This is a genomic window from Fodinibius salsisoli, from assembly GCF_026229185.1.
In the GTDB taxonomy this organism is placed as follows: Bacteria; Bacteroidota; Rhodothermia; order Balneolales; family Balneolaceae; genus Fodinibius; species Fodinibius salsisoli.
This window is the reverse complement of record NZ_JAGGJA010000013.1, coordinates 89,848-110,785: the sequence shown is the minus strand read 5'-3', so window position 1 is coordinate 110,785 and position 20,938 is coordinate 89,848. Positions and strand designations below refer to the sequence as shown.

Annotated in this window: 21 protein-coding genes; 12 read left to right on the top strand and 9 right to left on the bottom strand. The window is 43.8% G+C overall.

Annotated features, from left to right (window positions below):
• Positions 1–137: 137 nt before the first annotated feature.
• Positions 138–812 (bottom strand): MarC family NAAT transporter, encoded by a 675-nt coding sequence (locus tag J6I44_RS16655; protein ID WP_265767291.1) that lies wholly within the window; start codon positions 810–812, stop codon positions 138–140.
• Positions 813–939: 127 nt separating this feature from the next.
• Between J6I44_RS16655 and J6I44_RS16650 the strand changes: the two genes are divergently transcribed.
• The 4 genes from J6I44_RS16650 to J6I44_RS16635 all read left to right on the top strand — a co-directional run bounded on the left by J6I44_RS16650 (position 940) and on the right by J6I44_RS16635 (position 4,013).
• On the top strand, positions 940–1,401 hold the full coding sequence (locus J6I44_RS16650) for a GAF domain-containing protein (protein ID WP_265767290.1): 462 nt from the start codon (positions 940–942) through the stop codon (positions 1,399–1,401).
• Between the two features lie 145 nt (positions 1,402–1,546).
• Positions 1,547–2,839, top strand: a complete 1,293-nt coding sequence (locus J6I44_RS16645) for a hypothetical protein (RefSeq protein ID WP_265767289.1) — start codon at positions 1,547–1,549, stop codon at positions 2,837–2,839.
• A 132-nt stretch (positions 2,840–2,971) separates the two neighbouring features.
• On the top strand, positions 2,972–3,505 hold the full coding sequence (locus J6I44_RS16640; RefSeq protein ID WP_265767288.1) for a Yip1 family protein: 534 nt from the start codon (positions 2,972–2,974) through the stop codon (positions 3,503–3,505).
• A 259-nt stretch (positions 3,506–3,764) separates the two neighbouring features.
• Complete coding sequence (locus J6I44_RS16635; RefSeq protein WP_265767287.1) at positions 3,765–4,013, top strand: hypothetical protein; 249 nt, start codon at positions 3,765–3,767, stop codon at positions 4,011–4,013.
• 53 nt (positions 4,014–4,066) lie between these two features.
• Here J6I44_RS16635 and J6I44_RS16630 read toward each other — a convergent pair whose 3' ends face one another.
• From J6I44_RS16630 to J6I44_RS16615, 4 genes are all read right to left on the bottom strand, one after another.
• Positions 4,067–4,840, bottom strand: coding sequence for a ThuA domain-containing protein (locus J6I44_RS16630; RefSeq protein WP_265767286.1), 774 nt, complete (start codon positions 4,838–4,840; stop codon positions 4,067–4,069).
• 133 nt (positions 4,841–4,973) lie between these two features.
• On the bottom strand, positions 4,974–5,564 hold the full coding sequence (locus tag J6I44_RS16625; protein ID WP_265767285.1) for a porin family protein: 591 nt from the start codon (positions 5,562–5,564) through the stop codon (positions 4,974–4,976).
• Between the two features lie 346 nt (positions 5,565–5,910).
• Complete coding sequence (locus J6I44_RS16620) at positions 5,911–8,340, bottom strand: serine/threonine-protein kinase (RefSeq protein ID WP_265767284.1); 2,430 nt, start codon at positions 8,338–8,340, stop codon at positions 5,911–5,913.
• An 81-nt stretch (positions 8,341–8,421) separates the two neighbouring features.
• Positions 8,422–8,967, bottom strand: a complete 546-nt coding sequence (locus tag J6I44_RS16615) for a sigma-70 family RNA polymerase sigma factor (RefSeq protein WP_265767283.1) — start codon at positions 8,965–8,967, stop codon at positions 8,422–8,424.
• A gap of 329 nt (positions 8,968–9,296) precedes the next feature.
• On the opposite strand from J6I44_RS16615, the gene J6I44_RS16610 reads away from it, so the two are divergent.
• From J6I44_RS16610 to J6I44_RS16580, 7 genes are all read left to right on the top strand, one after another.
• Positions 9,297–9,971: a hypothetical protein gene (locus J6I44_RS16610; RefSeq protein ID WP_265767282.1), complete on the top strand. Its 675-nt coding sequence runs from the start codon at positions 9,297–9,299 to the stop codon at positions 9,969–9,971.
• A 172-nt stretch (positions 9,972–10,143) separates the two neighbouring features.
• Positions 10,144–10,524, top strand: coding sequence for an EF-hand domain-containing protein (locus J6I44_RS16605; protein ID WP_265767281.1), 381 nt, complete (start codon positions 10,144–10,146; stop codon positions 10,522–10,524).
• A gap of 217 nt (positions 10,525–10,741) precedes the next feature.
• Positions 10,742–11,344 (top strand): hypothetical protein, encoded by a 603-nt coding sequence (locus tag J6I44_RS16600; protein WP_265767280.1) that lies wholly within the window; start codon positions 10,742–10,744, stop codon positions 11,342–11,344.
• A gap of 183 nt (positions 11,345–11,527) precedes the next feature.
• Positions 11,528–12,022, top strand: a complete 495-nt coding sequence (locus J6I44_RS16595; RefSeq protein ID WP_265767279.1) for a hypothetical protein — start codon at positions 11,528–11,530, stop codon at positions 12,020–12,022.
• A gap of 285 nt (positions 12,023–12,307) precedes the next feature.
• Complete coding sequence (locus tag J6I44_RS16590; RefSeq protein ID WP_265767278.1) at positions 12,308–12,613, top strand: hypothetical protein; 306 nt, start codon at positions 12,308–12,310, stop codon at positions 12,611–12,613.
• A 723-nt stretch (positions 12,614–13,336) separates the two neighbouring features.
• On the top strand, positions 13,337–13,951 hold the full coding sequence (locus tag J6I44_RS16585; protein WP_265767277.1) for a collagen-like triple helix repeat-containing protein: 615 nt from the start codon (positions 13,337–13,339) through the stop codon (positions 13,949–13,951).
• A gap of 636 nt (positions 13,952–14,587) precedes the next feature.
• Positions 14,588–14,908, top strand: a complete 321-nt coding sequence (locus J6I44_RS16580) for a hypothetical protein (RefSeq protein ID WP_265767276.1) — start codon at positions 14,588–14,590, stop codon at positions 14,906–14,908.
• Between the two features lie 199 nt (positions 14,909–15,107).
• Here the strand turns inward: J6I44_RS16580 and uvrA are convergent, their stop codons facing one another.
• Complete coding sequence (gene uvrA / locus J6I44_RS16575) at positions 15,108–17,918, bottom strand: excinuclease ABC subunit UvrA (RefSeq protein ID WP_265767275.1); 2,811 nt, start codon at positions 17,916–17,918, stop codon at positions 15,108–15,110.
• Between the two features lie 146 nt (positions 17,919–18,064).
• On the opposite strand from uvrA, the gene J6I44_RS16570 reads away from it, so the two are divergent.
• Entirely contained in the window at positions 18,065–18,700 is a 636-nt protein-coding gene (locus J6I44_RS16570) for a CPBP family intramembrane glutamic endopeptidase (protein ID WP_265767274.1), read from the top strand.
• A gap of 1 nt (position 18,701) precedes the next feature.
• Here the strand turns inward: J6I44_RS16570 and J6I44_RS16565 are convergent, their stop codons facing one another.
• The 3 genes from J6I44_RS16565 to J6I44_RS16555 form a co-directional block, all read right to left on the bottom strand.
• The gene (locus J6I44_RS16565) at positions 18,702–18,971 is read right to left on the bottom strand and encodes a hypothetical protein (RefSeq protein WP_265767273.1); all 270 of its coding nucleotides are present in this window, start codon (positions 18,969–18,971) and stop codon (positions 18,702–18,704) included.
• Entirely contained in the window at positions 18,958–19,185 is a 228-nt protein-coding gene (locus tag J6I44_RS16560) for a hypothetical protein (RefSeq protein WP_265767272.1), read from the bottom strand. Before J6I44_RS16560 ends, J6I44_RS16565 begins: the two co-directional genes overlap by 14 nt.
• A 273-nt stretch (positions 19,186–19,458) precedes the next feature.
• On the bottom strand, positions 19,459–20,925 hold the full coding sequence (locus J6I44_RS16555; protein ID WP_265767271.1) for an efflux transporter outer membrane subunit: 1,467 nt from the start codon (positions 20,923–20,925) through the stop codon (positions 19,459–19,461).
• Positions 20,926–20,938: the final 13 nt, after the last annotated feature.

Genomic DNA, 20,938 nt, shown 5'->3' with positions numbered 1-20,938 from the left:
TTGTTGGATCACGTCCAATTTAAATTCTTTGCTGTAGGTTCGTCTTTTACTCATAATAGGTATTGGTCATAAATTGCGGCGACAATCTATGGCTTAACTGGGTGTCCACCAAAATGTAGCAAGTTCAAACTGCTAACTTACACCCCAAAAAACTTTCCAATTCCGTTCAAGATAAACTGAACACCAATAGCCATCGCAATAAAGCCCATCATTCGGGTGATGGCATTCATACCGGTAGGGCCAATATATTTGGCTGAAAAGGGAGCCACCCGCAATACGCCGTAAGAGATCAGGGCAACTAAAACAATAGCTCCCGACATAATTATCAGATCTATAAATCCTTCAGCCTGTGAAGCCAGGCCTATGACTACGGCAATACTTCCCGGCCCCGAAAGCATAGGCATGGCCATGGGGCTAAACGAAATATCCTCTTTGTCTTTGGCGGCCTCCTGTGCTTCTTCCGAAATCTTGCGCTCTGAGTGGTCGGGATTTAACATGGCATAGGCCGCCCGCAGGATAATAAGTCCGCCGGCAATACGAATGCCCGAGAGACTGATTCCAAAAAAACTCATAATATAGGTCCCCAAGAGTAAAAAAATCAGGAGGATGCTAAACATGTAAAAGGAAGATTTTTTTGCTATAACTACCCGCTCAAGATCAGAACTGCGTTCCGTCAGCGAAATAAAAACAGGCATAGCCGCAAGGGGATTGGCTACAGAAATGATGGAAGTAAAGGCTGCGATCAACAGGCTGGTTGGGCTGGAAAGATAAGTAGTAAAGAAATCATTTTGAACGAGGAGGTCTTCAAACATAATAGGAGCCGGCAGAAAGTTTGTTAGCGCAGATGAAGTTTTTGGTAGAGCTTATCTTTTCTTGGGAATAATAAAGTCGTATTTTACAACCCAAAATTTAGCTCTTAACCGAATTAATCAAGTTATAGTGGAAGATACGAAGTTACTGCAGAATGAAGTAAGCAAAATTGTTGAAAGTGCTGATCAAAGCCGTGATGAGAAACTTCAGCAAATCTGCCAATTGCTATCGGATGAGGTAGAAGTATTTGATTGGGTAGGGTTTTATATCGTAGATCCCAATGCCGAACGGGAACTGGTATTGGGACCCTACGTAGGAGAGCCTACGGATCATACGCGCATTTCTTTTGGCAAAGGAATCTGTGGACAGGCTGCCGAGACGAATAAGACATTTGTTGTGCAGGATGTGAGTCAGGCCGATAATTATTTATCATGCAGCATCCATGTAAAGTCAGAAATTGTTGTGCCAGTCAAAAAAGATGGGAAGTTTATAGCCGAACTCGATATCGATTCCCACACTAAAGATGCCATAACAGGAGATCATCAATTATTGCTGGAAGAGGTTTGTGGAAAGGTGGCCCGACTGTTTTAGATTAAGGCTTTTATTTCACCAACATTAAGGTTCGCCTGCTTTAACTAACAAAAATCAAGAGAGGCGAAGCTTTTTGAGCTATTTAACATAGCTATTACGTACATAACAGTACACAAACAACCATCAAGAAAACATTTCTATAGCTATGAAAACCAATTATTATTCTATCACCCTAATTTTTGCACTTTGTATTGTAACGCTGCAGGCCTGTAGTGATAACTCTTCGGGTTCTGAAGGTGGAGAAAAAGTGGAAGTAACAGGAACTATCCAGGCACCGGATGGCAGTACGCCACTTGCAGGGGCGACAGTGTTTATCCCCAAAGGTGGAGCCAATAAAGCAATAGCCAGTAAAGCCAAAGCGAGTCCACTGGCAACTACCATGGAAGGAGAATGCCCGGAGCCAGCCGAAAGTTATGCTGCTTTTACCTGCACGAACGCTGATGGTAGCTTTACCTTTAATATTCCGGTTTCCGGCAGCTCGGTTACCCTGAAAATTACGAAGGGCATTTTCTCTTTTGAGCAGAATATAAATATCAATGACAGTGATGGGACGTTAGGAGAGATTGTAATGCCCAGCACCCAAGAGAGCCTGGATGGAGAAGTTGCAGTCGTCGAAGGCTCTTATGATCGCATGCAGGATATTTTGGCAAAGGTCGGTTTTGGAGAAGTTGGAACCGATGAAGCTAACTTCAATTATGGTCGGCTTGTGCCGGGAACGGAACAGTTCGATATTTATAACTATACAAGCAAACTGTTTGAGGATGCCGATGGAGACGGACAAAAGGATCTTTTTAATTATGATATTATCTTTATTAACTGTGGTGCCAGTGAATCGCCGCTTAACGAAAAGGTAAGTACGCACACGCACTCGCATCTTCACGCAAAATCTTCGGACGGAGCAGCCCTTTTAAGTACAGAAGATCGTACGGCCCTCAAAGACTTTGTAGAGTCGGGAGGAATCTTATATACCACAGACTGGGCCTATGATTATATTGAACAGGTTTTCCCTTCTTATATTGATTATTATGGATCTGATGATACCCCTGCTGATGAACCAGAGGGCGAAAATTTTGCACAGAGTGGAAACGCTGGTATCGAAACTGACGGTTTAATCCTTCAGCCTAACATGGAATCGTGGTTGGCAAATGTAGATTGCTTTGATGGTGAATCCTGCTTGAATGCTGACAATACGGTTCATATTACTGACTTTTTAGGCGGATGGGCAGTCATTGACGGTCCACATGCATCTGCTGATGTAACACAATGGGTGGAAGGTAATGTTGAATGGGGTGGAGAATCAGGTGTTCGTCCATTAACTGTATCCTTCCAGGCAGGTGACGGAAGCGTCTTCTACAGCTCATATCATACTGTTGAATCCGAGCATACACCTAACTGGAGACCACAGGAACGACTTCTGCAGTACCTGGTTTTTGAATAATATGGATTAACGGCTCAGCCTTTATATGGATACAAAGAGAAAAGCGTATAAAGGTTGGGCCTTGTTAATCTTTGGTAATTTGTGTACTTATAATAAATAACTGGATGAGGGATAAGCATTAAACCAAGGATTATGGATATACAGTATATTATTGACAGAGCAAAAGGGATTATTGTAAGTCCAAAAGACGAATGGCAGGCAATTAAAGGGGAAAGTAAATCGAATAAAGAGCTCATTGTATTTTATGCCCTGCCGCTCGTGGTACTGGCCACTTTAGCTGGATTGATAGGTCATTGGTCTTTAAATATAGCCGTGTACCAATTGGTGATGCCTCTGCTTGGAATTGTAGTTGCAGCTTATGTGGCAAATGAACTGGCAGAAAAGTTTAATTCTACTAAAAATCTGAATAATGCTTTTAAGTTAGTGGTATATGCCGCAACCCCTTCATTTTTAGCTTCTGTCATTGCTAACCTTTCTTTTTTGTTGAGTTGGGTTAGTCTCTTTGGGCTTTATAGTATTTATCTGTTTTGGGTGGGCATCCCTGTAATGATGGAAACCCCTGATGATAAGCGCTTAGCCTATGTTATTGTTTGTGCTCTGGTCGTAATTGTCGTACAGCTTATTGTTTCTGCTCTCTTTGCTCCACCTATGGCAGGTATTTATTAAAGAAAAGGAATAGGCATTCTGCTCCTGTTGGAGGAGAGGCCGAAAGGGCGAAATAGCTTGCATTAGATGGAGGCAGGCTTAGGAGAGACAATTCAAGTCCGTCGATTCATTGTATGAGTCGGCGGGCTTTTTATTTTCCAGAGATATTATCTCTGGAAAAGTATTTCAGTTCTCAGCCAAATACCCTTATTTTTATCAATCGAAAAGAATATATTAATGCTTGCCTATCAGGTAATAACCCGGCAGTAAGGATAATATTATGACCTCCAAGAATAAGCTAAAATATGTCTTCATTGCAGTTGTTGTTGTGTTAGCTGGCTTGGCCCTGGCTGATGCACTTGGCTATTTTAATGAAAAGTCGTATACCGCGGTGTCACATGGTTCCCATTCCCACTATGTGCCTTACGATCGCGATCCTAATGTATCGATCGATAAATTTCCCATGGAAGAACCTGCACCCGGAGAAAAAATTACTCCCACCGGGCAGATCGTACCCGCAGATCAGTAGTTACTTGATTTGTCTTATAGGCAGAGAACTTTAGTCTGTTTGAGATCGAAATATTACTCTGCTTTGGCCTCAAGAACGTAATCCAGGGCACCTCTCAGAAGATCTAAGAAATGGGGTTCCGAATAGCTTTCCTCGGTATGGCCAAGCCCGGTATAAAATGCTCGCCCTCCATCATAGTCATGATACCAGCTGATAGGATGGTAGTCTCCATTTTCGCCGCCCTCATAGCTGGACTCATCCAGCTCAATAAGCACATTGATTTGATCACTGATCTCCTTATAGTTATACCACTCATCTGTTCGAACCCACTCGGATGGCAGGTGAGAGGTGGCAGGATGGGATTGGTCAATGACATTTAAGGTTGCCTCTTGTATTGCGGGGTGACTCACAAAATAGGCGCCCACCATATTTCCGTACCATGGCCACTCATATTCGGTATCGGCTGCAGCATGGATACCTACGAACCCGCCACCTTGCTGAATGAATTGCTCAAAATGTTGTTGCTGTTGGTCGTTTAGGATATCTCCCGTAGTATTCAAAAAGATGACCGCCTCAAAGGAAGCGAGGCTGTCAGGATGAAAGTAGGCAGCATTTTCGGTATGCAAAGGTTGTAACTCTTCCTCAGAAACCAGTTTTTGCACGGCCTCTGCACCTGTTTCAATCGATCCGTGTCGAAATCCTTCGGTCTTTGAAAAAATGAGTATTGAGGAGTTTTCTTCGGCCGGATTATTTTGTCCCTCTGCAGAGTCTTGATTACAACCTATAAATAATAATGTCAGCAATAGCAAAGAGAGTGTGTGGAAACGGAATTTTGAATGGATAAACATTTGAGCTTTTTAAGTGATTAGTCATTGATCGGTAATCTATAAAAATGAAGAATCCGTGCAAAATATTTAAAAAAAAGAAAAAGGCTTCACCGATCAGTGAAGCCTTTTGAAAAAAGTAGCTTAATAAGCTTACTTAAAAGTTTATGCCGGCAACAATAGAAAACACCCCGTTTTTACCGTCGCCTTCTTCAAAGGCGTTGGAGAGTCCGGCCGAATATCGTACCCCAACATTAAATTTAGTGATATCCGCTCCTGCACCAACGACAACCCCAAAATCGGTGCCTTTAACTTCATCGCTAATATCAGCAGATCCAGAGGTTTCTCCGGCAGAACCTTCTTGCTCGGCATTAATATTGAAGCCCATATAAGGTCCAAAAAAGACGTGCGGCGTTAGCATTGGATTATCAAGGATGAAATCAAATTTAGCAACAACAGGAATTTCGATATAATCCAGCCTTGTCGTTGTTTCTGCACCTTCTCCTGAAAATTTGGCTCCTTTTTGAGCATAAAATACACCGGGCTGAATGGTGATAGGACTCATAGGGATGCCAAAGTCATACGTCAATCCGGCTGTGAAACCTGATCGTGAGTCCAGGGAAGCATCTGTGTCATTAAAGTTGGCAGAGTTAAAACCTGCTTTGATACCCAATTGGGCATGGGCATTGGTTGCGCTAAAGCAAATAAATCCAGATAACAATAAAACTGACAGTAATAATTTTTTCATAACAAGAATGTTATTTTAAGATTAATGAGTTAGAAAAAACGAACACAAAATTTACTACTATGGTGCTTTAACTATCAAAAAGCACAAAAAGTTTCCATAATAGAAGTTAAAATCACCATTAAAATCGAATGGGATCTATTTTTTAGTTATTAATTAAAGTAATTTCCTATCATGTAAAGGAAGTGTTTTGAAAATCATCTTTTTTGCCAAGGTTTTTAAAGTAAGTGTTGGCAGGAAGTAAAAAATATTCAGAAAGGAATAACAGCTAATAGCTGGATTTTAAGGTGGGATTTGTGATTCCTCTGTAAATATTTCTCTGTTTGGAGTAAACTTATAACACACTTTATCAATTATTCAAGTAAGCTTGCGCTTTTTGGGGTTTCTTCCATGCCGCATAAAGCTTTGCAACTGTTTGCCGGGCCCTTCGAGTACGCCAGTCATTTGGGCCAAATTGCTTTTTTAGTACGCCATAGGTGTTGAGCAGTGTTTGTTCTGCTTGCCTGTATTTGCCTTGGCCAAGCCAGGCAAGGGCTAAAACACCTTCTGAAGCTGCAACTTTCCAGTGATTGGGCGGCAGGTGGTTTTTAAAGCTTTGATAAGCTTTCTTAACCAAGGGAATCGCTTCCTCAATTCTGTGTTCCTCCACTAAAACCCAGCCCAGCCTCAGATGAGACGATGCAATATAAGTATGACCGGGATCAAAAATTTGTTGGCGGATATTCAGAGCCTCTCGGTGATATTCTTCGGCTTTAGCAAGTTTCCCTTTTAGCTGCATTGTTTGTCCCAGCCCGGTCAACGCATTCGCGATAGCAACTTCTGGTTCTTGGTTGTACTCTTTAAACAATTCGATAGATCGCTCCAGGCTTGCCTCCGCTTCATCAAACTGTCCCAGTCCCATCAGTACGTATCCCCGATCCATATAAGTGCCGGCAATTTCGGGTGCACTTTTCTGCTCGTAGATTTGGATCGCTTGATTATACTGGTCCAAAGCTTCCTGGGGACGTCCCGTTTCAGAAAACAGAGCGCCCATCATTTTTACAGCATAAGCGTAATGAGTGTTCTCGATACCATTGTTACTTTTGTATATCCGTTTGGCATCCTCAAAAAGAGTCTCCGTTTCGTTGTATTCACCTTTTCTGAAAAGCATGAATCCCAGCAAAAGAGATGCCTGGGCCACATCCGGGGCGTTGGGCCCGAGTTCTTGCTTGTAGGTAGCCAGCGCATTGCGCAATAGTGGTTCCGCTTTGGGATACATAATGAGTCCGGAATAAACGCTGCCCAGTGCTTCCTGGAGTTCAGCCTTCACCAGTGGTTGAGATTCCAGCGAATTCGATATCCGGTGCATGCCGCGGTCCAAAACGTCCTGGATCGATAAGTCGTTGGCCTCTGGCTCTCGAAAAGGGTCTCCACTTTGGAATATACTGACAAGTAGTTCTTTAACCTGCTCTGCCTTTTGGGCCTGGAGCTGAGCCTCATTGCGCTGCTGGGCCAGTTGAAAGGTATAGAAAATCGTCAATGCGGTTATAATTATTACAGCACCGGCAGCAATACCAATTCTTTTTTTATGCCGCTTATAAAATTTTAAAATGTAATACCGGGTGGATCCATAGCGGGCCGTTACCGGCTTGTCGGCCTTAAACCGGTTCAAATCATCCACAAGTTGGCTGACCGACTGGTAACGTTGATCCATCTCTTTTCTAAGTGCTTTGCAGGTAATAGCATCAAGATCGCCCCTGAGCTGGCCCAAAAGAGCCGTCTGGCTGGTTTTTCGGGCTTCGATAAGAGTATCAGAATCATTGATCGCAGCCTGGCGTTGACTCGGTCTGGGTGGTTCTTCGTTCAGGATGGTCTCTTCAATCTCTTTGATTCCTTTTTCCTCAAAGTTAAAAGGATGTACCCCGGTAAGAAGTTCATATAGCAGGATCCCCAGTGGATAAACATCCGTAGAGGTAGTAATGGTGTTTCCGGACACCTGCTCAGGAGCAGCATATTCAAGACTCATCAACCGCATGCTTTGGCGGGTTTCGGCAGCAGGCAGATCATAAAGATCAGAATCAAGTAGCTTGGCAATGCCGAAATCCAGAATTTTAACATGCCCCTCTTCGGTTACAAGAATATTGGCGGGCTTTAGGTCTCGGTGTACAATCAGATTTTTGTGTGCATGCTGCACCGCTTGGCATACGGTTTTTAAAAGTGATAATCGCTGGTCGATCGTCAGCTGATGCTTATCACAATATTGATCAATGGGGATCCCGTCAACATACTCCATTACGAGGTAGGGGCGGCCGTCATCGCTAATGCCACCGTCAATCAGACCGGCGATATTGGGATGATGCAGACCCGCCAGAATCTGTTTTTCCAGCCGAAAACGCCGCATATTATCGGGCGTATTAAGTCCATGCCGCATTATTTTTAGCGCTCCTTTCTGGTGGATATCGGAGTCGCAACGTTCAACGTGATAGACTTCCCCCATTCCTCCTCGGCCCAGCAGAGCCGTAACTTTCCAGCTCCCTATGGTTTGGCCAACCAGCGAGCGATTGATGTTGGTTTCTTGGAGATGGGTAGTGAGGCTGTTGAGCAGAGCTTTATTTTTCCGAAGATGGTCATCCAGCATTTGGTCTGATGCTTCAACGGATGCCAATAAATCGTTGATTTCTTCTTCAAGTGCCGGATCATCTCTGCAGAGCTGTTTTATATAAGTCGTTCGTCGATCTTGGGGCAGGTTAAGAGCTAAATCAAAAATGTGGCTTATTTTTTTCCAATGTTGACGGTCCATAACTATTTATAAAGTTGATTGTTTTTACCCTCTTTATTAGTAAGACCGTTAAACACCGATATCCTTACAAAAAAATTTAGATTAGGTCTTAGTCAATTCCTGGTAAATCCATCCCCGGGCTTTGAGCCAGTCACGATCGATTGTACGAGTAGAGACATCGAGCAGCTCAGCAATTTCACGGATGGTCATTCCACCAAAAAAACGCATCTCAACGACCCGGCTTTTGCGTTCATCAAATTCGGCCAGTTTATCAATAAGGTCATTAAGCTCCAGCAGCTGTTCAGTATGATTGTCTAAGGCAATCTTTTCTTCATCAAAGGGCAGGGGCTCTTGGTTGCCTCCTCGTTTTTGGGCGTTTCGTTTCCGGGCATAATCTATCAGTATCTGACGCATAGCACGAGAGGCGATAGCATAAAAGTGTGTCCGGCCTTGCCAATCAACCCGAGTTTGATCAATAAGTTTAAGGTATACCTCGTGAACCAAGGCTGTTTTCTGTATGGTATGGCCGCTACGTTCTTTGCTGAGCTGGGCTTTCGCGATATCACGGAGCTGGTTGTATACGTGGGGATATAGTGCATCCATAGCCTCTTTATCTCCGGAACCGGCCTCGAGTAAAAGTTGTGTCATGCTGGGATTCTTATCCACGGACAAATGAGTTAAAATAGCATGTCGTACTCTTCGCTTTTTTTGCGCTTCTTCTACAGAGGGATCTTCTCAAAAAGTAATATATAAGCAAATATGGTAAAAAGTAAGGTTAACTAGGGTTGGAGAGGCCTACATAAGAGAGAGGGTAGATAATGCCGCAAGCAATTGCCTTGCGGCATTTCTATATGATGGTATATCCACCCGTTCGGTGTCGTGCTTACCATTTTTTTTACGCATAAACATGTTAAGGGATCGCCAAAGTCGATCTTTCGTACTTTAACCAATGAATAATTCAAAATGAGACGAAAAATATGAATATCATCAACCGACAAAGACATATTGCGATATTAAAGCTGGGAAAACGCATTTCTTATCTGCTATTACCTTTGTTGCTAATACTTGTTTTAGGAATGTCAGCTTGTGAAGGTCCACAGGGACCTCAGGGTGTCCAGGGTGAACAAGGACCACAGGGAGAGCAGGGACCAGAAGGCCCGCAGGGTCCACAAGGTGAAGACGGCAATGCCAATGTTATCTATTCAGACTGGCTGGACGCCAACTGGAACTATCTAGATGATCCTCAGAGAAAAGTTATGAGAATATCTCTGGAAGGCCAGATCAACTACAGCGATCTTCAAAACAATACCTTGGTTATGGTTTATGTATCAAACTTTGGAGATAGTTCAATTTATCCCTTGCCTGGAAGTGCCCGATGGGCCAGAGGGGAAGTATTATATTCATTCCGGTTTGGGGATAACCAAGAAAGCCAACGGGGACTGCTAATCATAGTCGAATCACTGGATGGCACTAACTTGCGCGAAATAGAATATGCTGCAGATCGGGGTACCCGGTTCCGCTATGTGATCATACCAGGATCCAATCCTTCTGGATCTTCGAAGCCTAATCTGCCGGTCGATTTGACAAGCTATCACGAAGTAGCAGAATACTATGGTTTAGTACCGACCAGTGAACAGCGGGTCGACAGTTGATTTATAGGCCTACCCAGTTCAAAGTCAGGCAGCCCTGATTTTTTCAGCACTAAATATTTGGAGTGCTATAGCAACAACAAATTGTGTGGTACACCTCCGGCTTTTAAGCACATACAAATAGAGTGTATCTGGTGGTAAGTTCCGTTTTCAGCCCGCTGATGGGTTTCAGGTTGTGTTCAATCAAACGAAAGCGACCATAAATGCTAATTTGTCGGAATCGGAATATGGCCAGGCAGTGCTTCGCAAGGCATGGGAAAGCGGTACGGGATTTCCATTTAATGACTATGACACCAACGGAAACGGGATCATAACGAACGAGGAGTTAGCCATTGTAATTATCAATCCGGGTACCGGATGTGCTGGACAAACACGTTTGGTCGATGTAGCCAGCGTGAACCCTAATATTGGGTCTTCTTTTAGGTATAAAGGACAAATTTCTCAGACCCACGGCGATGCCGATATGGATCTCTACGCATACGAGCTGTTTCACCAACTCGAGGGAGCCGAGCACATCTATGGCTCACCGACTCTGGTCGTTTCTAATCTGATATAGCCCAAATTGGGCTCCACAGGTGAAATAAAGGATAAAAAAATACTACGGTAAGATAGTATTTCACTATTTGTAAAGTGCAAAAAGGAAAAAATTAATCAATGACTAAGAACAAACTCCCACTATGTGTCGTGTTTTTGCTGAGTTTTACGCTTAAGTAAGTAGAAGGGGAAAAACCTTCATTCATCAAAGATAATTTGTAAATCAAATAGAAAATATTATGAATCAGACGAAAACAACGATGCAAGCTGCTACAAATAAGCTCTCTCTCTTATTATTATCGATACTTCTTGCCTTTGGGATGACTCTTGTTGGCTGTGAAGGGTCAACAGGGCCTCAGGGTGAACAAGGACCACAGGGAGAGCAGGGACCAGAAGGCCCGCAGGGTCCACAAGGTGAAGACGGCAATGCCAATGTAACACTCTATATTTTTGACGGGCACGACTTTTCAGCCGAAAACTTAGCCCGTCGTGAAATTAGCGGTCTAACTGAAACCGAGATGAACGAAAGCAAATGGAACGTATACCTGGTACATTCTTCGGGCTGGATCTACCATCTTTCCGGGTATGGATGGAGTGATCAGACCATGTATTTTGCTGCCCACCGCTGGGTTTCGGGAGATCCGGATTATATCGACTTCTGGATAGAAGCTGCCGATGGACCGGGTGATGAATATGAGGAAATTCGCATTATCCGAACAGCGACTAGTAATGTGGATGATCAGCGGTCTAAAGCCGCCGGCCTCGATTACTCCAATTATCAAGAGGTAGCTGATTTCTATGGGCTAACAGAAGAGAATGCCGTGCATATCTCATCAAACTGATGTTGGTGTGAGATAACCACCACTTTTAACATGGCAGGTTTCATAATCTGCCATGTTTTTTATTCAATAAAAAATCATGGCGTACTTGTCGCCATTTTTGTGCACAAAATAATAGAAGGAACATAACATCGTGTTTCATCATGTTATGAATTCACAAATATCAAAACTGAAGTCTATTTCATCATGAAGACCTTAAACGCTTTAAATATACTCGTGTTACTACTTTTTCTTCTGGGCTGTGACCCTATAGGATCAGCAGAGGAAGAAGCCCCGGAAATCGATCTGGCAGCCGAATCTATTACCTTTGACGTAGCAGACACATCAAATTTTGAAGGTACAGCTACTATTACTGGCACTGTAAAAAGTATTGGGGATGATTTTATTTCGGATCCCGGCCAACAAGTAGTCAATCTATATGAAAAACCGCTGGGAGGTTCACAGAAATTGGTCGCCCAAAAAGAATTCAACCGTCTGGATGGAGGGGATAGTCTGAAAGTGTCCTATTCCAGAAACTGGGATGCCTCTTCTCCGGCTGAAGGCGAGTTTCCTCCGGACTATATATTGATTATCTCGTATGGGCCCGATATCTCAACAGATGGTAAACAGACAAATGATGATAGCGATAGTGCTAATAATCGTTTGGAAAGGAGTGGCTCTGGTATCAATGAGATGTTTTAGGGTTGACCTGGCTTTGGGCAGACCAAAGAGATGCATCCAAAAAGATTAAAGGTAAGGTGTAAGGTCTCTGAGGATTTGGCAATAATCCAATGAAAACAAATCCCCTCTGTCGTACTTTTCCCGGTTTTTACGCATTTCCCTTTTTAGAAGTGTTGCAGGAGTTCTCAATTTAAACTCAAGAATGATGAAGATCCCTAAAATAGCTGCTATCGTTCTGTTAGTGATGGTTACAGGTCTTGGACAGGTGTCGGTGGCACAGGAGGAACAGAAGCCCATGAATTCTATATGGACGAACTTCATGGGCTTCAACCTATTGCTATCGTGTTGCAGACCCGGGATTTTTCGGCCAACCTACAGCTTCAACTCCGAAGTTACGCCTGGGCCGGCCCTCTGCGGGAACAGACTACGGATCATGAGGGGGCGCGCCATTTTGCAGATGCGAAAGCCGGAAAAGCGGCTCAGAGTATTGAAGAGCATCTTCGCGAATATGAGAAACTCTCTGATATAGAGGACTTTAATCTCGACCGTGAGGGGGATGACTCAGCTACCATCGGTATATGCCGAGTCGGCCGAGTGTGCCGAATGCTTTAGAAAGGCGCATAACGACCTCGTCTTTTACTGATTTTAGCTTGAAAAGCTGAGGATCATTTACCGGGAATATGCTCCTACGCAAACTCAGCCATCGCCTTTGGCGACAACGTTTCGGGTATCCATGCTGTGTCGGGCCTCGCCAGGCAGACGCAGCGACACCAGAACAAAGAGTCGCTCCGAAACCTACGACGAAAAGTATGGACAACTTATTAAGGCTTGCTGAAGGCGCTAAAACGATTGGGAGTCTGTGATATCTCGTTAAATTTATACCAAGAATGTCCAAGACTATTCTGTTTTTGTAGGTCCACTTCCGTGCATTTAACCAATCATGATCATTGGTGCGGATGGAGATATCAGAAATATTTACGAGGCCGTGTAGTACCGTAGATATTTTAAGCATATAATGACAAGGGGTGATATGTTACTATCAGGGGATAAAATTTCTATACCATAAAGCAAGTAATTATTATATTAGAATTGTAGCTGACGCTCTAGAAAGAACCAATACCTTTTATATATAAGGGAGGGAAGCAGTTTCAGGAAAGCAGACCAGTCGCTTTCGGTAAAACAGATTTGTTGAAGCTGGGCCCAAGAGGCCGGTTTTTAATGAATCAAAGTGAATTGAATGTCGTACTTAGGTCGGATTTTACGCATGAATAAATAAGGAGAGAGTTCAAGATGGGCTCTGTAGTTAAACTAAATAATACAAAAAGATAAGAGACTATGAGAATTGTCAATCGAGAACAAATTATCAGGGATTTAAGTATAAAGTACCACATTTCGTATTTCCTATTATCTTTAATGCTGGTAAGTGGAATCGGGCTGGCCGGTTGTGAAGGACCAATAGGTCCGCAGGGACCTCAGGGAGAGTCAGGGGAACAAGGAGAGCAGGGGCCGGAGGGTCCACAAGGTGAAGATGGCAATGCCAATGTAACGCTCTATATTTATGATGGGCATGATTTTTCTTCATCCTCTTTAGCCCGCCGAGAGGTCACCGGAGTCACTGAGACCGAGATGAATGAAAGTGAATGGAACGTATATTTGGTGCACCCCTCGGGTTGGTACTATCATCTTTCAGGATATGGTGTAAGTGATAGTACGATGTATTTTGCCTCCCACCGTTGGGTAGATAACGATCCGGGCTTCGTTGACTTTTGGGTAGAAGCCGCTGAAGGGCCGGGCGAAGAATATACGGAAATACGCATCATTCGTACGGCAGTTAATAATATCAATGATGAGCGGTCTAAAATATACGGCCTCGATTTTTCGAACTACAAAGAAGTAGCGGAGTTCTATGGATTGAGTGAGAAAGAAGCTGTGCGTGTTTCATCGCCCTAACGGAAGGGTATAACAGGGTTTCCTATATTTTTATCCACGAGAAGTACAAGCTAAGAGTTATTGGTTGGAGAGGATTTTAAACTTCTTAATAAGATCCATGAAGTTTTGAAAATTTTGTGGGTCTATTCTTGTAAAAATGAATATTACTGCTTTTCCGCAACTTAATCGACGGTTATGCAATAATTAAAATATCCTGAGCGGCTTCTAACTAAAAGTTATTGGTCCATAATTATGGTAGGAAGAGGCTCAAGCGCTAATCAGTGTTTGTAAAAAATAGGTCAACCGGGAAAGAACCTGATACAACCAGAAACGACCATGTAAATTTACAGTAAAATAACCTGGTGAGTGGTTAAATTGTTGATTTAGAGCTTTGTTCAACAACCCCTCTTTGCTATTGGGGAATTGTACTGTTGCAAGGTTTAATGAGTGAAATGTCTCCCTTAGAAAAGGGAGTACCGACTTTAGTCGGGGAGGGTTGTCTTTTATAACCGCTGAGCGCGTTAAAATATACTTTCGTTACCTATGACAGAACACTTTTTGATATTAAACTAAATTTGTTGTAATAATATAAAGTATAGTATATGATCACATATATGCTTGTTTTTAATTTATTTTCAAAATTAAGTTACCGTAGTTATGAAAAGATTATTCGGTATATTTGCAGTTCTTTTAGTCTTCACTGCTTTTACAGGCATTAATCCAGGTATCGATGGAACTTGGATTGCCCAAATGGATAGTCCCAATGGACAGGTAGAGATTACCTATAACTTCAATGTTGAAGGGGACACGCTTACCGGGAATGTTGTAGGTGGCATGGGAGAGGTTGAAATTTTGAATGGTGAGGTTGAGGGGAACAAATTTTCCTTCGATACTAAGTTTAACGGTACCACAATCTCTCATCAATGTGAGCTTAAGGAGGATGACAAAATTGCTATGGAGTTTACTTTTGAGGGATAAGGCGGTGCTGGGCCACAGGGTCCACAAGAGCTCACTTTGACAAGGGCTTCGGAGGAATAACTTTTGTACAGACTGGCGTGAGCCACGGCCTTTGCCGAAACAGCTACGCGCAGGCAAGGCATCTGCTCATGCCCAAGAGGCAAGCCAGCTGTGAATTAAAAGGTCGCCAAGAGTCAGTTTCCGGCCGTTATCTGGCTGATTAAAGTACCGTTTTAAGGTATCGGCCGGTGTGGCTTTCTTCAATGTTGGCAATTTCTTCGGGCGTTCCGGTGCCGACAATCTGTCCACCGGCAAAACCACCTTCCGGACCAATATCAATAATGTGATCCGCACTTTTAATAACATCCAGGTTGTGCTCAATAATAATGACGGTGTGTCCGCTGTCAACGAGTTCCTTGAAGGAGTCGAGTAATTTAGCAATATCTTCAAAATGGAGACCGGTCGTGGGTTCATCAAAGAAGTAGAGCGTATGGTCACCGGCCGGCTTGCTGAGGAATTTTGCCAGCTTTACGCGTTGGGCCTCTCCACCTGAAAGCGTCGGTGCGCTTTGTCCCAGCTTCAGGTAACCGAGTCCTACATCCTCCAGCGTTTGTAGCTTGTTGGTAATGCGCTCTTCATCCACAAAAAACTCGATAGCTTCGGAAACCGACATTTCCAGCACATCATGGATGTTCTTGCCTCGGTATTTAACCTGCAGCACATCCTTCCGGTATCGCTTACCGCCGCATTCTTCGCAAGTGAGCTCGATATCGGCCATAAACTGCATTTCAATTGTCTGGATACCTTCTCCTTTGCAGGTTTCACAACGACCACCAGGCACATTAAAAGAAAAATGCCCGGGTTCATAACCCATGATTTTAGACTGCCGGGTGCTTGAGAACAGGTCTCGAACACCATCAAAAGCTTTGGTATAGGTCGCTGGATTAGATCGCGAAGACCGCCCGATAGGCGACTGGTCGACCATCTCTACCGAGTCGATATGATTGATGCCCGTCACTTTACGATGACGACCAATTTTATCGTTATAACTGCCCAGCTGTTGTTGAACGGCTGCATACAACGTATCGTGCACCATGGTAGATTTACCGGATCCACTGACCCCTGTTACACAAATCAGCTTACCAAGAGGAAACTCCACATCCAGCATTTTGAGATTGTTCTCGCAGGCACCCTCCAACAGGATATGATCGCCCGTTCCTTTGCGGCGTTCTTCGGGAACCGGGATCTCTTTTTTACCGCTCAAATATTTACCGGTGAGTGTTTGGGATTCCAGCAATCCATCATAGCTGCCGGTAAAATTTACTTCTCCACCGTGGATGCCTGCAAAAGGACCAATATCAATAATGTTATCGGCGGCCTTGATCATTTCTGGGTCATGCTCAACCACCAACACGGTGTTTCCTATATCGCGCAGAGATTTCAGTATATTAATGAGCCGGTCATTATCCCGTGGGTGGAGGCCAATGGTGGGTTCATCCAGTACATACAGACTACCAATAAGTGAGCTGCCCAGTGAGTTGGCCAGGCTAATACGTTGGGACTCACCACCGCTTAGTGTTTTGGCGAGGCGATTAAGCGTAAGGTAGCTAAGGCCTACTTCATCCAGGTATTTAAGCCGTTTCCGGATTTCGTAAAGCACCTGGTCGGCTACTTCTTGCTCAAATTCTGTTAGCTCAATTTCTTCAAAGAACTCTCGGGCATGGCCGATTGTCATTTCGGCAACCTGGCCAATATGTTTGTCATTAATTTTGACATAAAGAGCATCTTTTCGAACACGGAATCCTTCACAGTCAGGGCAACGGCTGTATCCGCGATAGCGCGAATAGAAAACACGCATATGCACTTTATAAGACTGGCTTTTAACATCTTCAAAAAATGGACGAATGCCGACATACTCATCTTTGCCTTCCCAGAGAATTTTTTTCACTTCATCCGTCAAATCCTGATAGGGCGTATCAATAGGGAGGCTGTTACGGGCAGCAATTTTAATAAAGTCGCGAAGATGTCGGCTGAACTTCTCACCCTGAAACGGTGCAATAGCTCCATTTCGTATGGTTTTATCAGGTTCAGGAACGACTAAATTTTCATCGATACCGGCCACCTTACCAAACCCTTCGCAAGTGTCGCAAGCGCCAAAGGGATTGTTGAATGAAAACATCTGCGGCGTGGGCTCATTGAATTCCATGCCATCCATTTCGAAGCGCTCACTGAATTTGAGTTCTTCGCCGTCTCGTATTTTCACGGAACAACGATCATTCCCCTCCCGAAAGGCCGTTTCAAGGGAACCGGCAATTCGGGTTCGGGTATCTTCATCGCCTTTTAGAATAAGACGATCAACCAGCACCCGGTACTCTGAAGCGTCAATATCGGATGGATTGATATCGTCAGTAGTCAAATCCAGAATCTGCTCGTTTTCAATATTCAGCAGTCGGGGATATCCTTTTTCTTTGAGGACGTTCAACTCCTCTTCCAGGTTCTTTTGCTCGTGTTCGGGGATCGCGAAAAGGACATAGAATTTAGTGTCTTCCTCAAAATCGTCCAGCAGATGTTCAATAACAGTCTTTGTGCTGTCTTTTTGCACTTCCCGACCCGATTTAGGCGAAATAGTATGGCCAATGCGAGCATAGAGCAGTCGCATGTAGTCATAAATCTCAGTCGTAGTACCCACGGTAGACCGCGGATTGGAAGAGGTCGTTTTCTGCTGGATGGCCATCGCGGGCGAAATTCCCTGCATAAAATCCACATCCGGCTTATCCATGCGTTCCAGGAATTGGCGCGCATAACTCGACAGGCTCTCCACGTATCTGCGCTGGCCCTCGGCATAGATGGTATCAAAGGCCAGGCTCGACTTCCCGGATCCTGAAACCCCCGTCACAACCGTCATCTGGTTACGGGGAATTTTAACATCAATATTTTTTAAGTTGTGTACGCGAGCGCCCTTAACGATGATGGGACGCTCTTCGCTGGATTTTGACTCTTGTTTTTGAGAAATAGTGGTTTTCTGAGACATTCAGTCAATTGTTGCGTTTGTATAAACGGGTAAAGGTACAAATTTTATGACAGAAAATGAGGTTGAATCTGTTTGAACGATCTTAATTAACATGTAACGAAAAACCTGCGTTCGCATTGATAAATCAATAACTTAATTACGGGATTATGGAGAAGATACAGCCCCGCTGGTACCTAATACTGGAGGCGCTACTACTGTTTGTTGGAATTCCATTGCTATTTTACTGGGATCTGGTACCCATCCCCAAAATCATTGCATTATTGTTCGTTACAGCCTACTGCGGATACCAGCTTTGGAAAGACTCTTCTTTTGGTCGGGGGCTGCTGGCGGCCAATAAGACTAAAGAGATAAGTAAAAGTCTGATAGTTAGAATTCCCCTGGTAGCTGTTTCTTTAATCTTATTGATTTGGTTGTTTCAGCCGGACCAGTTTTTCTCCTTTCCCTCCGAACAACCTATACTCTGGATGGTGGTGATGGTATTGTACCCCGTTCTTTCTGCTTTGCCCCAGGAGTTCATTTATCGCACGTTCTTTTTTCACCGTTATGATGTCCTCATACTCTATAGAAACGGATCAATCATTTTCAGTACCTTGGCCTTTGCATTCCTGCATATCGTCTACGACAATTGGTGGGCAGTGGGCCTGAGTTTAATTGCGGGCCTGCTATTTGGATTAACTTACCAACGCACCCGATCACTTCTTTGGGTTACTGTAGAGCATGTATTCTATGGCTGGATGATCTTTACCCTGGGATTCGGAAACTTTTTTTACGAGCCTTTTTGAGCTACTCTTTAGATGTTTGATCAATTTGCTTACCCATTTTGATTCCTTTTACCAATAGGATTATTGGAATGGCGGAAGCCCAGAGAATGGGCGAGGTGATTGCTTGAGAAATGCCAGGGGTATCGATATGAATCGCACTGTACAGACCAGCAAGTATCCCCATTAATAAAGAAGCAAAAAGGATAATACCTATAGACTTAGCATTGAATTTAAGTGAGCCAATGACGAATGAAAATTCCATAATCGATAAATCAGTATTAAGCTGAGGCATGATTTGTATTACCATCCGGTGTAATGAATAATGGGTAAGTCCAATAGCTATAACCAATGGCAGCCAGCAGGATCAGAAAGATACCCAATACAACCCCCGCTTTATAAGCGGCAGTTTCGCTTGAGGAAAGAGCAGGCATAAGATCAAACAACAGGCTTTCTATAAATTTAAAAAGAGAAAAAACTAATCCGGATATACAGAAAAACTTTTTCATAGCAGTTTGATGAATGAGGAATGAATCTTAATCTATTTATTCTATTAGATAAGCTCAAATGGTGATACGTTAGGCTTGTGGAATAGATTTCAACAAACCAACTTTTGGATATGATAGTGCTTTGTAGAAAATAAGCCGTTGCTTTTATTTATCAGGGCTGCCCATATAGGAATGAAAAGAGGTTACAATAAAAAAGAGCCACACATTTAAAATGTATGGCTCTTTCCCAGGTATGGGGTTACTTATTGAGGATGAAGAATACGGTTATACAGCTTACTCACCATTATTTGGCTGAGTGCTGTTTTCAGGGTTGGTACCTTCTTCCTCTACCTGTTTGTTCCACCCACCGCCAAGCGCACGGTACAAATTGACGCCAGCGGTTAAACGCAGCAATCTATCATTAACGTTGCTGATCTGGGCGCTCAAGTAATTCTGTTGGGCCGTTAAGACTTCGGCGTAATTAGCTTCGCCATATTGGAGCAATTCACGAGAATATTGTACGGCATTTTCGAGAGCCTTTAGTTGTTTTTTACGGAGCATTAGTTGCTGATCGACATTTTTAAACTGGCTTAAGGCATTGGAAACTTCTGTGCTGGCATCCAGGATGGTACTTCGAAGCTGATTCAATGCCTGTTCTTGCTGTGCTTTTGACCGTTTCAAGCGAGCCCGGTTTTGGCCACGGTTAAAAATAGGCTGAGTCAACCCACCAATCAGGTTATAAAAAACGGAGCCGGGTTTAAACAGATCTTGCGTTTCCAGGCTTCGAAAGCCTCCTTCAGCTGTAAGGGTAAAGGAGGGATAAAAATAGGCTCGTGCGTTATTGGTAAGCTCAAAAGCACTACGGAATGAATTTTCTGCCGCAATGATGTCGGGTCTATTGCGAAGAAGCTGAGCCGGCACGCCCGTAGATAAAGAATCCAAGGCTTCTTGTTCGCTAAGGCTGCTGCGCTGAATAGAACCCGGTGCCCTTCCCAGGAGCTTGCTCAGGGCGTGTTCTTGTTCGGTAATTTGCTGTTGTAGCTGTGGAATTGTGACTTCCGCTGCATATTGATTAGCAATACTCTGCTGAACGGAAACCCCGGTAACTACAGCACTTTCTTTCAGACTTTTGACTGTCTCAACATCCTGCCGACGATTTTCCACGGTTTGTTTGGTAATCTCCAGTTGCCTGTCCAGAGCTAACAACCGGTAATAGGCGTTAGCGACATTAGCAATCAGAGAGGTTTGTACGGCGCGACGCGTGGCTTCGGTTTGAAGCAGTGCAGCGTAGCTTGCCTTTTTGACGCTGGTCAGCTTGCCCCAGACATCCAGTTCCCAGCTTGAGCTCAGAGATACGGCATACTGCTCGCTGGCTGGTATGGCAGCTCCTCCCGTGAGGGTTGAGCTGTTATCGGATTGCTCATTGTAGGAAGCACTTCCATTAGCAGTTAGGCTGGGCAACATGCTCATTTTGCCCTGGTAGAAGTCCGCTTCAGCAATGCGAATCTGTTGAATGGCATTCTGGAGCTCCAGGTTATTGCGAAGGGCTTCTCTGATCAGTTCTTGTAGTTTTGAATCTTCGAATACCTCTTGCCAGGGCATGTCAGCCAGCGTAGTGCTGTCGAGTTCGGCCTGTTTAAAAGGATAGAGGTTTTTCGTTTCAATATCCGGTTGCTCAAATGATTTCGTTGCAATACATGATGACAGGGATACTGCCAGCAGTAGTGCTGCTATAATTTTTGATGTTGGCTTAAAGTACATGGTAATAGTTACT